Source organism: Streptomyces sp. NPDC093064 (assembly GCF_044754605.1).
GTDB lineage: Bacteria > Actinomycetota > Actinomycetes > Streptomycetales > Streptomycetaceae > Streptomyces.
On record NZ_JBIVPK010000001.1, the window covers coordinates 185,274 to 198,901 of the forward strand.

The 13,628-nt window shown below is 70.7% G+C and carries 12 protein-coding genes and 1 pseudogene; 9 read left to right on the top strand and 4 right to left on the bottom strand.

Features of this window, described 5'->3' with window-relative positions; translation table 11 throughout:
• The first annotated feature begins 201 nt into the window (after positions 1 to 201).
• The 8 genes from ACIQFZ_RS00815 (at position 202) to ACIQFZ_RS00850 (ending at position 9,192) form a co-directional block, all read left to right on the top strand.
• The gene (locus ACIQFZ_RS00815) at positions 202 to 1,254 is read left to right on the top strand and encodes a BMP family protein (RefSeq protein WP_402690310.1); all 1,053 of its coding nucleotides are present in this window, start codon (positions 202 to 204) and stop codon (positions 1,252 to 1,254) included.
• A 302-nt stretch (positions 1,255 to 1,556) separates the two neighbouring features.
• The gene (locus ACIQFZ_RS00820; RefSeq protein WP_383057163.1) at positions 1,557 to 2,606 is read left to right on the top strand and encodes a BMP family protein; all 1,050 of its coding nucleotides are present in this window, start codon (positions 1,557 to 1,559) and stop codon (positions 2,604 to 2,606) included.
• 224 nt (positions 2,607 to 2,830) lie between these two features.
• Positions 2,831 to 4,417, top strand: coding sequence for an ABC transporter ATP-binding protein (locus ACIQFZ_RS00825; protein WP_383057237.1), 1,587 nt, complete (start codon positions 2,831 to 2,833; stop codon positions 4,415 to 4,417).
• Positions 4,414 to 5,541 carry an ABC transporter permease gene (locus tag ACIQFZ_RS00830; RefSeq protein ID WP_383057164.1) on the top strand — a complete coding sequence of 376 codons (1,128 nt, stop codon included), beginning with the start codon at positions 4,414 to 4,416 and terminating at the stop codon, positions 5,539 to 5,541. Before ACIQFZ_RS00825 ends, ACIQFZ_RS00830 begins: the two co-directional genes overlap by 4 nt.
• Entirely contained in the window at positions 5,541 to 6,803 is a 1,263-nt protein-coding gene (locus tag ACIQFZ_RS00835) for an ABC transporter permease (protein WP_383057166.1), read from the top strand. The genes ACIQFZ_RS00830 and ACIQFZ_RS00835 overlap by 1 nt, the downstream gene beginning before the upstream one ends.
• Complete coding sequence (locus ACIQFZ_RS00840; protein WP_365430194.1) at positions 6,800 to 7,201, top strand: cytidine deaminase; 402 nt, start codon at positions 6,800 to 6,802, stop codon at positions 7,199 to 7,201. Before ACIQFZ_RS00835 ends, ACIQFZ_RS00840 begins: the two co-directional genes overlap by 4 nt.
• 78 nt (positions 7,202 to 7,279) lie before the next feature.
• Complete coding sequence (locus tag ACIQFZ_RS00845) at positions 7,280 to 8,563, top strand: thymidine phosphorylase (protein ID WP_141359083.1); 1,284 nt, start codon at positions 7,280 to 7,282, stop codon at positions 8,561 to 8,563.
• 95 nt (positions 8,564 to 8,658) lie between these two features.
• Positions 8,659 to 9,192 carry a Uma2 family endonuclease gene (locus ACIQFZ_RS00850; protein WP_402690311.1) on the top strand — a complete coding sequence of 178 codons (534 nt, stop codon included), beginning with the start codon at positions 8,659 to 8,661 and terminating at the stop codon, positions 9,190 to 9,192.
• 59 nt (positions 9,193 to 9,251) lie between these two features.
• Here the strand turns inward: ACIQFZ_RS00850 and ACIQFZ_RS00855 are convergent, their stop codons facing one another.
• On the bottom strand, positions 9,252 to 10,172 hold the full coding sequence (locus ACIQFZ_RS00855) for an AEC family transporter (RefSeq protein ID WP_402690312.1): 921 nt from the start codon (positions 10,170 to 10,172) through the stop codon (positions 9,252 to 9,254).
• A gap of 134 nt (positions 10,173 to 10,306) precedes the next feature.
• Between ACIQFZ_RS00855 and ACIQFZ_RS00860 the strand changes: the two genes are divergently transcribed.
• Positions 10,307 to 10,693, top strand: coding sequence for an STAS domain-containing protein (locus ACIQFZ_RS00860; RefSeq protein ID WP_383057171.1), 387 nt, complete (start codon positions 10,307 to 10,309; stop codon positions 10,691 to 10,693).
• On the opposite strand, the gene ACIQFZ_RS00865 is transcribed toward ACIQFZ_RS00860, so the two are convergent.
• From ACIQFZ_RS00865 to ACIQFZ_RS00875, 3 genes and pseudogenes are all read right to left on the bottom strand, one after another.
• Positions 10,577 to 11,593 carry a sigma-70 family RNA polymerase sigma factor gene (locus ACIQFZ_RS00865; RefSeq protein ID WP_365430205.1) on the bottom strand — a complete coding sequence of 339 codons (1,017 nt, stop codon included), beginning with the start codon at positions 11,591 to 11,593 and terminating at the stop codon, positions 10,577 to 10,579. The two genes, ACIQFZ_RS00860 and ACIQFZ_RS00865, sit on opposite strands and share 117 nt — an antisense overlap.
• Positions 11,594 to 12,068: 475 nt before the next feature.
• A pseudogene (locus ACIQFZ_RS00870) lies at positions 12,069 to 12,185 on the bottom strand (acyltransferase domain-containing protein); the annotation flags it as partial.
• A gap of 167 nt (positions 12,186 to 12,352) precedes the next feature.
• Positions 12,353 to 13,627: an MFS transporter gene (locus tag ACIQFZ_RS00875; protein ID WP_383057172.1), complete on the bottom strand. Its 1,275-nt coding sequence runs from the start codon at positions 13,625 to 13,627 to the stop codon at positions 12,353 to 12,355.
• Between the last annotated feature and the right edge of the window lies 1 nt (position 13,628).

The window sequence follows — 13,628 nt, forward strand, 5'->3', positions numbered from 1 at the left end:
CGAAGGTCGTCCGCTGTCGGCACGGTTCGGTAACGGCCGGGATAAACCCCGTTTCCCTCCGCCTCTACGCGCGTTACTGTGCGCCGGAATCGCCACCAGAGGCGGCACATGGGTGAAACGGGCCGGCGACGGTGCCGTGGGCAAGAAGGGGTGCTTGCTGTGCGTCTGAACTCATCGAGGTCGAGATTCTCCCAAGCCGCGGTGACCGTAGCGGTCATCGCGCTCGCGGCCGCCGGGTGCGGCAAGTCCAGCAGCGATTCGGCCGGCGGCTCCGACAAGGCCGGCAGCAGCTCGACCGGTGGCTCCGGCACGTACTCGGGCAAGGGCATCGGTCTGGCGTACGACATCGGCGGCAAGGGCGACCAGTCCTTCAACGACGCCGCCTTCTCCGGTTTCCAGAAGGCCGAGAGCGAGTTCAAGATCGGCGGCCGGGACGTCGAGCCGAACGACAACGAGTCCGACGCCGACAAGGTGCAGCGCCTCGAACAGCTCGCCAAGGCGGGCTACAACCCGATCATCGGCGTCGGCTTCGTGTACGGCCCGGCGGTCAAGGAGGCCGCGGCCAAGTTCCCGAAGACGACCTTCGGCATCATCGACGACGCGACTGTCAAGGCCGACAACGTCGCCGACATGGTCTTCCACGAGGAGCAGGCCTCGTACCTGGCGGGTGTCGCGGCGGCCAAGACCACCAAGAAGAACCACGTCGGCTTCATCGGCGGTGTGGACATCCCGCTGATCCACAAGTTCGAGGCGGGCTTCGTCCAGGGTGTGCAGTCGGTCAACCCGAAGATCAAGATCGAGAAGCAGTACCTGACGCAGACCCCGCAGGAGGGCGGTTTCTCGAGCCCCGACAAGGGTGAGAGCGCCACCAACGGCCAGATCGACGCGGGTGCCGACGTCGTCTACCACGCGGCCGGCCTGTCCGGTCTGGGCGTGATCAAGTCCGCCGCCGCGCACAAGGTGTGGGCGATCGGCGTCGACTCCGACCAGTACCAGCAGAGCTCCCTGGCCAAGTACAAGGACTGGATCCTCGGCTCGGCCCTGAAGAACGTCGGCGGCGCGGTCTACGAGCTGACCAAGTCCGTCGTCGAGGGCAAGCCGCTGTCCGGTGAGGTGCGGGGCGACCTGAAGTCGGGCGGTGTGGGCTTCGCCGACTCCAACCCGAAGTACCAGGCCATGAAGGACGTCGTCGCCGCCGTCGACAAGGCCAAGCAGGACATCATCGACGGCAAGGTCACCGTCAACACCGAGTGACCGCGCCGCCAGGCCCGAAGCGCTGACGGGAAGGCCCCGGACCGTGCCGGTCCGGGGCCTTCCCGCGTCCCGGTGCCGGCGCGCGCCGCGCGTGCCCGTCGTGCCCGGGTGGCCACGGCCCGTCAGGTCACGGGCCGGTGGGCGTCCCCGGCGGGTGCCCACGCCGGGCCAGATTGGAACCGAAGGATCAAAACGGTCGGATAACACTCTGGCAAGGAGGGGTTCTCCAGCATGTCTACGCGCGTTACGCTGCGGCGGAACCAGCGCCTGGTTTGGGCGCTTGCACGAAGGAGTCTCGTTCCATGCGCCGGGTGTCCCGTATAGCGGTTGCAAGTGTCGCAACCGCAGCCCTCGCCGTCACTGTTTCCGCATGTGGCAGCAGCTCGTCCAGCTCGTCGGCCGGTGGCGGCGACAAGAACCGGGGCCTCGCCCTCGCCTACGACGTCGGCGGCAAGGGCGACCAGTCCTTCAACGACGCCGCCACGGCCGGCATGGACCAGGCCGACAAGGAGTTCGGCTACAAGAGCACGGCCGTCGAGCCGCAGGACGGTGAGTCGGACGCGGACAAGGTACAGCGCCTGGAGACCCTCGCCAAGCAGGGCTACAACCCGGTGATCGGCGTCGGCTTCGCCTACGCGCCGGCCGTCAAGGCGGCCGCCGCCAAGTTCCCGAAGACCACCTTCGGCATCGTCGACGACAACACGATCACGGCGAGCAACGTGGCCGACCTGGTCTTCCACGAGGAGCAGGCCTCCTACCTGGCCGGTGTCGCCGCCGCCAAGACGACCAAGTCGAACACCGTCGGCTTCGTCGGCGGCGTGGACGTCCCGCTGATCCACAAGTTCGAGGCGGGCTTCAAGCAGGGCGTCGCGGACACCAAGAAGGGCGTCACGGTCAAGTCGCAGTACCTGACCCAGACGGCCGCGGAGGGCGGTTTCTCCAGCCCGGACAAGGGCGAGAACGCCGCCAACGGCCAGATCGACGCCGGTGCCGACGTCGTCTACGCCGCCGCGGGTCTGTCCGGCCAGGGCGTGATCAAGGCCGCCTCCGAGCACAAGATCTGGGCCATCGGCGTCGACTCGGACCAGTACAAGCAGGACGCGCTGGCCAAGTACAAGGACTCGATCCTCACCTCGGCCATGAAGGACGTCTCCGGCGCGGTCTTCAACCTGGCCAAGTCGGTCAAGGACGGCAAGCCCCAGACCGGTGAGGTCCGCGCCAGCCTGGCGACCGGCGGTGTGAGCCTTTCCGACTCCAACCCCGTCTTCAAGAACAACGCCGACCTCCAGGCCGCGATCAAGAAGGCCGAGGAAGGCATCAAGAGTGGCTCGATCACGGTCAAGGACTCCTGACCGAACGGTCGCGGGCCTGTCATAGGGATGGCCTGATCGACGCTGCGATGGCAGCGTTGCGGCGGCGGAACGGGGTGTGGAAGCGCACAGCGACTCCCACCCCGTTCACGCGGCAGAATGCTCGGAACGGATCGAGGACAAATCAAGGTCGATCAGGTCCGGGCACTATTTAAAGCAGGGGCGCTACGCGCGTAGAGCGGCCCCTTTCCCCAAGGAGAGTCGCCATCGACGCGTCCAGCAGCCCTCCGCTCACCGCCCAGCCGTCCATCGCGGTAGAGCTCGCGGGCATCACCAAACGGTTTCCCGGAGTCGTGGCCAACCGCGACATCCGTCTGACGGTCCGTAAGGGAACCGTACACGCCCTCGTCGGCGAGAACGGCGCCGGCAAGTCCACCCTGATGAAGATCCTCTACGGTATGCAGAAGCCGGACGAGGGCACCATCGCGGTCGACGGCGAGGAGGTGAGCTTCGGCAGCCCCGCCGACGCCATCGCCCGCGGCATCGGCATGGTCCACCAGCACTTCATGCTGGCCGACAACCTGACCGTGCTCGAGAACGTCGTCCTCGGCAGCGAGAAGCTGTACGGCATCGGCGGCGCCGCCCGCAGGAAGATCAAGGAGATCTCCGACCGCTACGGCCTCGGTGTCCGCCCGGACGCCCTGGTCGAGAACCTCGGTGTCGCCGACCGCCAGCGCGTGGAGATCCTCAAGGTCCTCTACCGCGGCGCCCGCACCCTCATCCTCGACGAGCCGACCGCCGTGCTCGTCCCGCAGGAGGTCGACGCGCTCTTCGACAACCTGCGCGACCTGAAGGCCGAGGGCCTGTCCGTCATCTTCATCTCCCACAAGCTGGGCGAGGTCCTGTCGGTCGCGGACGACATCACCGTCATCCGCCGCGGCACCACAGTGGGCACGGCCGTCCCCGCCGAGACCACCTCGCGCCAGCTCGCCGAGATGATGGTCGGCAGCGAACTGCCCACCCCGGAGACCGCCGAGTCCACGGTCACCGACCGCGCCGTCCTCACCGTCGACAAGCTGCGGCTGGAGGCCGAGGGCGGCCGGGCCGTCCTCGACGACATCAGCTTCACCATCCACGCCGGAGAGGTCCTCGGCCTCGCGGGCGTCGAGGGCAACGGCCAGAGCGAGCTGATCGAAGCCCTCATCGGCCTCAAGCAGGCCGACTCGGGCACGATCGCCCTCCTCGGCGAAGACGTCACCTCCTGGCCCACCCGCAGGCGCCGGGAGTCGGGCGTCGGCTACATCCCCGAGGACCGCCACCGGCACGGGCTCCTGCTGGAGGCCCCGCTGTGGGAGAACCGCATCCTCGGCCACGTCACCGAGCGCCCCAACGCCAAGGGCTTCTGGCTCGACCCCAAGGGCGCCCAGGAGGACACCCGCCGGATCGTCGAGGAGTACGACGTCCGCACCCCCGGCATCGACGTCACCGCCGCCTCCCTGTCCGGCGGCAACCAGCAGAAGCTGATCGTCGGCCGTGAGATGAGCCACAGCCCCAAGTTCCTCATCGCCGCCCACCCCACCCGCGGTGTGGACGTCGGGGCGCAGGCCGCGATCTGGGACCACATCCGGGACGCCCGCCGCGAGGGCCTGGCCGTGCTCCTGATCTCCGCCGACCTGGACGAGCTGATCGGTCTGTCCGACACCCTGCGGGTGATCTACAACGGCCGCCTGGTCGCCGACGCCGACCCGGCCACCATCACCCCCGAACAACTGGGCTCGGCCATGACGGGTGCCGCGTCCGGTCACCTGGAGCACACCGAAACCACCGCCGGTCCGGAGGACGAGGCCCGATGAAGAAGTTCGACAAGGAGCGGGTGCTCCTCGCGGTGGCCGGCCCGGTCATCGCGCTCGTCGCGGCGATCCTGCTGACCTCGGTCGTGCTGATCGCCTCGGGCAAGAGCCCGATCGAGCCGTACACGCTGATGCTCGAGCAGGCGTCGTTCTCCGACGTCCAGGTGCTGATCATCAACCAGGCGTCGATGTACTACCTGGCGGCGCTCGCGGTGGCGGTCGGCTTCCGCATGAACCTGTTCAACATCGGCGTCGACGGCCAGTACCGGCTCGCCGCGATGATGACCGCCGTCGTCGGCGCCCACCTGGCCCTGCCGTCCTTCCTCCAGATACCGACGCTGCTGCTCGTCGGCATGCTCACCGGCGCCTTCTGGGCCGGCATCGCGGGCCTGCTGAAGGTCACCCGGGGCGTGAGCGAGGTCGTCGCCACGATCATGCTCAACGCCATCGCCACCAGCCTCATCGGCTACCTCACCCTGAAGGACGTCTGGGGTGTGCAGGTCGGCAACAACATGACGACCGGCATCATGAAGGAGTCCGGCTGGGTCTCGGGCATCGACCTCGGCTCGGACGTCGGCCAGATCTACGGCCTGGTCTTCCTCGCCGTCGCCATGGGCGTCGTCTACTGGATCGTGCTCAACCGCACCCGCTTCGGCTTCGACCTGCGCGCCACCGGCGAGTCCGAGAGCGCCGCCGCGGCCTCCGGCGTGGACGCCAAGAAGATGGTGCTCACCGCCATGCTGATCTCCGGCGGGGTCGCGGGCCTGTCCGGCCTGCCGCTGCTGCTCGGCGACGCCCACACCTACAGCCTGAGCTTCCCGACCGGTCTCGGCTTCACCGGCATCACCATCGCCCTGCTCGGCCGCAACAACCCGGTCGGCATCGCCTTCGCCGCCCTCCTGATCGCCTTCCTCGACAAGGCCTCTCCCGCCCTCGACTACGCCACCCCCGTGGCGTACGAGAAGGAGATCGCCACGATCATGCAGGGCCTGATCGTCTTCGCGGTCGTCATCTCCTACGAGGCCGTACGCCAGTGGGGCCTGCGCCGCCAGCAGAAGCGGGTCGGCGCCGAGCTGGCCGCGGCCGCCGCCCAGAACAACGTCCAGAAGAAGGAGGTGGCGGCCTGATGTCCACCGCGACCATCGCCAAGCCCCAGGCCAAGCAGCCCGGCAAGGGCAGCCGCCGTGTCTCCCTCCCGGTGCTCCTGCTGATCATCGCGGGCGTGCTGGTACTGACCTCGGTCGTCCGCCTCGTCACCGGCGCGCACGGCATCACGTCGACCGGCCAGATGTCCACCGCGCTGCGCCTGGCCGTCCCGATCGGCCTCGCCGGCCTCGGCGGTCTGTGGGCCGAGCGGTCCGGCGTCGTCAACATCGGCCTCGAGGGCATGATGATCCTCGGCACCTGGTTCGGTGCCTGGGCCGGCTACCAGTGGGGTCCCTGGGCCGGTGTCGTCTTCGGCATCATCGGCGGCGCGCTCGGCGCCGTCCTGCACGCCATCGCCACGGTCACCTTCAACGTCAACCACATCGTCTCCGGTGTGGCGATCAACATCCTGGCCCTCGGCACCACCCGCTACCTGTCGAAGTTCACCTTCGAGGGCGTCCCGCAGGGCTCCTCCAAGCAGTCCCCGCCGATCGACTCGCTCGGCACCTTCGACATCCCGGGATTGTCCAGTTGGCTGGCCACCCTCAACGGCAAGCACTGGTTCCTGGTCTCCGACGTCGCCGGCCTGCTCGGTGGTCTGATCACCAACCTGTCGCCGCTGACCGTCGTCGCGGTCGCCCTCGTGCCGCTGTCCTGGTGGGTGCTGTGGCGCACCGCCTTCGGGCTGCGCCTGCGCTCCTGCGGCGAGAACCCGGTGGCCGCCGAGTCGCTCGGCGTCAACGTCTACAAGTACAAGTACATCGCCGTGATCATCTCCGGCGGCTTCGCCGGCCTGGGCGGCGCCTTCCTGTCCATCGTGGCCTCGAACGTCTACCTCGACGGCCAGACCGCCGGCCGCGGCTACATCGCTCTCGCCGCGATGATCTTCGGCAACTGGATGCCGGGCGGCCTCGCCCTCGGCGCCGGGCTGTTCGGCTACACCGACAGCCTGAATCTGCGCGGCGGCACGACCAACGTGCACGCGCTGATCCTGCTGCTTGCGATCCTGCTGGTGTTCGGCGCGGCATACCTGGTGTGGAAGAAGAAGCTGGTGCCCGCCGTCATCACCGCCGTCGTCTCGGCGCTGATGTTCGCCTGGTACCTCGGCACCAACGAGGTGCCCAAGCAGGTCGTGACCGCCACGCCGTACATCGTCACCCTGCTGGTGCTGTCGCTGTCGGCACAGCACCTGCGGATGCCGAAGGCGGACGGTCAGCCGTACCGGAAGGGACAGGGCAAGTGAGCTCGGACGCGACGGTCGACTGGGAAGCGCTGCGGCAGGAGGCGCGCGCGGCGATGACCCGTGCGTACGTCCCCTACTCGAACTACCCGGTCGGTGCCGCCGCCCTGGCCGACGACGGCCGGATCGTCACCGGCTGCAACGTCGAGAACGCCTCCTACGGAATCGGCCTGTGCGCCGAGTGCGGACTGGTCTCGCAGCTCGCGAACACCGGGGGCGGCCGGCTGACGCACTTCACGTGCGTGGACGGCAGGGGCGAGATCCTCGTCCCGTGCGGGCGCTGCCGCCAGCTCCTGTACGAGTTCGGCGGGCCGGACCTGATCCTGGAGACCCCGGCGGGGATCCTGCCGCTGTCCGAGATGCTGCCGCAGGCCTTCGGGCCGGACCACCTCACCAAGTGAACCCGGGCGGCCCTCCTGAACCCCTTGGGGCCAGGCGGGCCGCCCGCCCCCTTCGCACCCCGGAAGGAACCGAACCCCATGGCCATGGACGCCATCTCCGTCATCCGCACCAAGCGGGACCGCGGCGAGCTCAGCGGCGAGCAGATCGACTGGGTGATCGACGCGTACACCCGCGGGGAGGTCGCCGACGAGCAGATGTCCGCGCTCGCGATGGCCATCCTCCTCAACGGCATGAACCGCGAGGAGATCGCCCGCTGGACCGCGGCGATGATCGCCTCCGGCGAGCGCATGGACTTCTCCTCCCTGTCCCGCCCCACCGCCGACAAGCACTCGACGGGCGGCGTCGGTGACAAGATCACGCTGCCGCTGGCCCCGCTGGTCGCGGCCTGCGGCGCGGCCGTCCCGCAGCTGTCGGGCCGCGGCCTCGGCCACACCGGCGGCACGCTGGACAAGCTGGAGTCGATCCCCGGCTGGCGGGCGCTCCTGTCCAACGAGGAGATGCTGTCGGTACTGGACGGCGTCGGCGCGGTGATCTGCGCGGCGGGCGACGGCCTGGCGCCCGCGGACAAGAAGCTGTACGCCCTGCGCGACGTGACCGGCACGGTCGAGGCGATCCCGCTGATCGCCTCCTCCATCATGTCCAAGAAGATCGCCGAGGGGACTGGCTCGCTGGTCCTCGACGTGAAGGTGGGCACCGGCGCCTTCATGAAGACGCTCGACGACGCCCGTGAACTGGCCTCCACGATGGTCGGCCTGGGCACCGACCACGGCGTGCGGACGGTCGCGCTCCTGACGGACATGTCGACCCCGCTCGGCCTGACGGCGGGCAACGCGCTGGAGGTCCGCGAGTCGGTCGAGGTCCTGGCCGGCGGCGGCCCCGCGGACGTGGTCGAACTGACCCTGGCCCTGGCGCGCGAGATGCTGGACGCGGCCGGCCTGAAGGACGCGGACCCGGCGAAGGCCCTGGCCGACGGCTCCGCGATGGACGTCTGGCGCCGCATGATCGCGGCCCAGGGCGGCGACCCCGACGCCCCCCTGCCCACCTCCAGGGAACAGCACGTGATCACGGCCCCGTCCTCCGGCGTCCTGACCCGCCTCGACGCCTACGGCATCGGTGTCGCCGCCTGGCGCCTGGGCGCCGGCCGCGCCCGTAAGGAGGACCCGGTCCAGGCGGCCGCGGGCGTCGAGCTGCACGCCAAGCCCGGCGACCGGGTGACGGAGGGCCAGCCCCTGCTGACCCTCCACACGGACACCCCCGAGCGCTTCGAGTACGCGCTCCAGTCGGTCGAGGGCTCGTACGACATCGCGGCGCCCGGCACGGACTTCACCGCCTCGCCGGTGGTGCTGGAACGTATCGCCTGACCTGCGCTTTTCTCTTCCGGGTGAACGGGATCGGTGGACCTCCACCGGTCCCGTTCGGCATGCTGGGATCGGTGACGCCCCGATAGGGGACCGCCATGAGCGCACTCACCGTCAGCCATGACCCCGAGCAGGGCTGGGACGACCTCGTCCGGTTCTGGGAGGAGATGGAGTGGCCTGAGGGCAGCAAGGTGGAGATCATCGAGGGGATCATCACCGTGTCACCTCCGCCGTCCGAAGAGCACAACGACACCGCTGAACTGCTTCACGAACGCCTGTACGGCGCGCTTCCGCCCAACTGCGACTGGGGCGTCTACCAGACGCTCGGGCTGACGTGCCCGGAGACGGGCGGCCTGTTCGTCCCTGATCTGTGCGTGGTGCCCAGGGCCGCCCTGCGCCGCGGAAGGCGGGTGCATGTCGGCGAGGCGGAACTGGTCGTCGAGGTCACGTCGCGGAGCAACGCCAATCACGACCGCATCAAGAAAGCCCACGGTTACGCCGTGGGAGGCGTGCCTTTCTACCTTCTCCTGGATCCCTGTCAGTCGGGTCGTCCCACGGCGACGCTCTATGGCGAGCCGCAGAAGGGCACGTATCGGGTACTCGCATCAGTCGAGTACGGCTCGGGGAGCTGAAGCTCCCCGAGCCGTTCAGACTGATTCTCGACACCGGCATGTTCCCCTGCGGCTGATGGTCAGCCCAGCAGTGCCGCGACCACCACCAGCGTCGGCACCGACAGGATCGTCGACAGCAGGATGGACTCGCGGGCCAGGGACTCGCCGACGCGGTAGCGGCTCGCGTAGGTGAACAGGTTCTGGGCGGCAGGCAGGGCCGAGGTCACCACGACGTCCAGCAGAGGTGCCCCGCTCAGGCCGAAGACACCCGCCGCCAGGGCCCAGGCCGCCAATGGCTGGCCCGCCGACTTCAGGGCGACCGCGAGCAGCACCAGGTGGCGGTCGCGGCCGCGGCCGGGGGCCGCGCTGCCGCGCAGGGAGATGCCGTAGGCCAGCAGGACGGCAGGGACCGACATGTTGCCGATCAGGGTGATCGGGTCCATGACCGGGCCGGGCACCCGCAGGCCGGTGGCCGAGACCAGGACCCCGCTCAGGGAGCCCACCGCGATCGGGTTGCGCAGCGGGGTGAGCAGGCGCCGCCACAGGGAGCCCTTCCCGCCCGACCCGGAGAGGTCGAGCACCGTCAGCGCGATGGGCGTGACCATGACCTGCTGGAACAGCAGGACCGGGGCCACCAGGGACGCGTCGCCCAGGACGTATACGGCGATCGGGATGCCGAGGTTGCCGGAGTTGACGTAGCTGGAGCACAGCGCACCGATCGTGGTGCGGCCCACGCCCCAGCGCCGCACCGCGCCGAACGCCACGAAGATGCCCGCCGCCGCGGCCGTGCTCATCGCCGTCACCAGCAGCCGGCTGGAGAAGACCACCGACAGGTCGGCCCGCGCGAGCGTCGTGAACAACAGGGCGGGGGACGCCACGTGGAAGGCCAGCCTGGTCAGCACCTCGCGGCCCTGGTCGCCGAGGGAGCCGCGGCGCCCGATCACATAGCCGACGCCGATCACCACCGCTATGACCGCGAACCCGCTCAGCACCCCCCGCACACGGCCTCCTCCGCGGGCAGGAGGCCGTCGGGTATCCAGGGCGGTGGCGATCCGTGGGGCATACGGTCACCCTCCGGGGAGAGCGGGGAGCGGGTCAATGTGATCTTCGGCGGACCTGTGGCACCCGGTCCGCGATGAGTTGTGCCCGGTCGCACGGTCTACAGATCGTGGATGCCAGGACACCTGCCGTGCTCGTGCTCGCCGGCCCCGTCACCCGGGAGGAGGTGGCGGGGCTGTGCGCGGACGTGCGGGCCCTGCTGGAGGACACCCGGACCGAAGTCGTCGTGTGCGACGTCGGGGGTCTCGGACCGCCGGGACTCGGCGTCGTCGACCTGCTGGCGCGGCTCCAGCTCACCGCCCGACGGGCCGGCGGCCGCATACGGCTGCGCGACCCCGACCCGGCGCTAGACGGCCTCCTCCGCCTGGTCGGCCTCTCCTTCGAGCTGGAGCGGCAACCCGAACAACGGGAACCACCGCTGGGTGTCGAGGAAGCAGTGGAACCCGGTGATCCGGCCCTCTGACGTCTCCAGGACCTGCACCGCCCACGCGGTGAAGCCGCCCTTCTCCAGGTCCGGCTTGTACTGGGCGAAGCCCGGCAGCCCGTTGGCCCGCACCGGCAGCAGCCGGGAGCCCGCGCAGGCCGCGCCCAGCGTCGTCATGAAGCCCGTGATGTCCGACGGGCCCGTCAGCCACAGGTCGAACGGCGGCATCGTCATCACCGCGTCCTCGTGCAGCAGCGCGGTCAGCTCCGCCATGTCGTACCCCTCGAACGCCTTCACATAGCGCTCCAGGAGCCGTTGCTGGGCCTCGTCCAGCGGGTCCGACACCGCCGCCTCGGCGGCCTTGTCGCCCCGCTCGGCGAGCGTGGCGCGCGCCCGCTGCAAGGCGCTGTTGACCGAGGCGACCGATGTCCCCAGCAACTCGGCGACCTCGCTCGCCCGCCAGGCCAGTACCTCGCGCAGGATCAGCACGGCCCGCTGCTTGGGCGGCAGCTGCTGCAAGGCGGCCATGAAGGCGAGCCGCACCGACTCCTTGGTGACGGCCGCCTCCGCCGGATCCTCGACCGCCGGCAGCACACGGGCGTCCGGCACCGGCTCCAGCCAGGTGTGGTCCGGGCGCGGGGAGAGCGCCGCGCGGGCCAGCGGCGTGGACTCGGTCAGGTCCATCGGCCGGGCCCGCTTGCTGCCCGCCGCCAGCATGTCCAGGCAGACGTTGGTCGCGATGCGGTAGAGCCACGAGCGCAGGCTGGAGCGCCCCTCGAACTTGGCGTAGCTCCGCCAGGCACGCACGAGGGTGTCCTGGACCGCGTCCTCCGCCTCGAAGGACGAGCCGAGCATGCGGTAGCAGTAACCGGTCAGCTCGACCCGGTACTCCTCCAGCCGCTCGTCGAGCTCCGCCGTCGCCGTCGTGCCGTTTCCCATCGTCCACCCGCCCCTGTGGCCGTCCCGTCCGGTGCGCGTCGTCACGCCCAGCACTTCGGAAGCTACCGCAGCCCACTGACAACGGCCGCTGGAGCGGAAGAACCCGCAGGTCGGGAGGGCGGTGCGCGGCCACGGGCCCGCCGCCGCAGGCGCCGGCGTACCGGACGGCCCTCCGGGCGCGGGCGATCAGCTCCCCGACGGTGCATACGACCCCGTCGGGGCCCTCCGCGTCACCTTCGCCCTTGATGACGGCGCCGGAGGTGCTGGAGGCGCCGACGTCGGCCGACAGACAGGCGCCCGCCGCGGCTACGCCGGCACCGGAGCCCGGAGCCCGGAGCCCGGAGCCCGGAGCCCGGAGCCCGGAGCCCGGCGTGGCTGAGTGGCCCGGTTCCCGGCTCCCGCCGTGGCCGAGGGTCCGGTTCCGGGAGAGCTGGGGCAGGGCCTGGCTGCGCAGCGCCACGACGAGGGCGGCGTCCTCGAGGCTGAGCGCCCCGGCGACGTGGGCGGTGGCGATCTCGCCCTGCGAGTGGCCGATGACGGCGGCCGGTTCGACGCCGTGCGCCCGCCACAGCGTGGTGAGGGCGACCATCATCGAGAACAGGGCGGGCTGGACGACGTCCACGCGCTCAAGGAGCTCCGGGGGCCGGCTCCCGCCGTGGGTGAGTGGCCCGCCGCCCGCTGTGGCTGAGTGGCCCGGCTCCCGCCGTGGCCGAGCGGTCCGGTGCCCCGCGTGGCCGAGCGGTCCGGTGCCCGGCGCGGCTAGGCCGGCACCGGCTCCCGCCGCGCCGCGACCCTGGCCGCCCGCGAGCCGAGCGCCGTGATCGCCACGACGCCCAGGACGGCCAGCAGTCCGACCCCGACCGTTCCCGCCCAGCCCTGCGCGTGGAAGGCCACGGCGCCCACCGTGCTGCCCGCGCTGGAGCCGACGTAGTAGGCGGACTGGTAGAGCGCCGAGGCCTGGGCGCGGCCGTGCGTAGCCGTCCGGCTGACCGCCGAGGAGGCGACCGCGTGACCGGCGAAGAAGCCCGCGGTGATCAGGACCAGGCCCAGCAGGACCAGCGCGACCGAGTCCAGCAGGGACACCAGCAGCCCCGCCGCCGTCGTGGCGCCCGCCAGGTACAGGGCGCCCCTGCGGCCCAGGCGGCCCACCAGCCGCCCCGCCGTCGACGCGGACACCGTGCCCACCAGGTACACCAGGAAGATCGAGCCGACGATGCCCTGCGGCAGGGAGAACGGCGCCTCGGTCAGGCGGTAGCCGATCACCGTGTAGACCCCGCCGAACACCGTCATGAACAGCGCGCCGATCGCGTACAGGCGGCGCAGCAGCGGATCGGCGAGGTGGTCGCGGACCGAGCGCGCCAGCACCCGCGGGCGCAGCGAGCCCGCCCGGAAGTGCCGGGGCGCCGGAAGCAGCAGGCGGAAGGCCACCGCGCAGCCCACCGCGATCACCCCGATCACCCCGACGGCCACCCGCCAGCCCCACTCCTGGGCGACCCAGCCGGTGATGACCCGGCCGCTCATGCCGCCCACGCTGTTGCCGGCCACGAACAGGCCGATCGCCGTGATCAGGGCCCTGGGCCGGACCTCCTCCGCCAGATACGCCTGAGCCGAGGCCGGCAGCCCCGCGAGGGCCGCGCCCTGGAGCGCCCGCAGCACCACCAGCGCGCCCAGCGACGGCGCGAACGGCACCAGCAGCCCGACGACCACCGCGACCGCCAGCGAGGCCGTCATGACCGTACGCCGCCCGAAACGCTCCGACAGCGCGCTCGCCGGGAGCACGAACAGCGCCAGGCCGCCCGTCGCGGCGGCCACCGTCCAGCTCGCGTCGCTCGCCGCCACGTGGAACTCGCCGGAGATCAGCGGCAGCAGGGCCTGCGTGGAGTACAGCAGCGCGAAGGTGGCGACACCCGAGAGGAAGAGGGCGAGACTCATCCGGCGGTAGCCGGGGCCGCCCGGGGCCATACGGGAGTCGGAGTCGGGGACTGAGGCGACGGCGCCCACGGTGGTGAGCGCCCCGGTATCGGCGGGAGTCATA

Bases quoted from the DNA above. Each gene is read 5' to 3' on its own strand.
- ACIQFZ_RS00830 (WP_383057164.1), top strand. From the start codon at position 4,414: ATGAAGAAGTTCGACAAGGAGCGGGTGCTCCTCGCGGTGGCCGGCCCG.
- ACIQFZ_RS00820 (WP_383057163.1), top strand. From the start codon at position 1,557: ATGCGCCGGGTGTCCCGTATAGCGGTTGCAAGTGTCGCAACCGCAGCC.
- ACIQFZ_RS00860 (WP_383057171.1), top strand. From the start codon at position 10,307: ATGAGTTGTGCCCGGTCGCACGGTCTACAGATCGTGGATGCCAGGACA.
- ACIQFZ_RS00835 (WP_383057166.1), top strand. From the start codon at position 5,541: ATGTCCACCGCGACCATCGCCAAGCCCCAGGCCAAGCAGCCCGGCAAG.
- ACIQFZ_RS00845 (WP_141359083.1), top strand. From the start codon at position 7,280: ATGGCCATGGACGCCATCTCCGTCATCCGCACCAAGCGGGACCGCGGC.
- ACIQFZ_RS00850 (WP_402690311.1), top strand. From the start codon at position 8,659: ATGAGCGCACTCACCGTCAGCCATGACCCCGAGCAGGGCTGGGACGAC.
- ACIQFZ_RS00865 (WP_365430205.1), bottom strand. From the start codon at position 11,593: ATGGGAAACGGCACGACGGCGACGGCGGAGCTCGACGAGCGGCTGGAG.
- ACIQFZ_RS00875 (WP_383057172.1), bottom strand. From the start codon at position 13,627: ATGACTCCCGCCGATACCGGGGCGCTCACCACCGTGGGCGCCGTCGCC.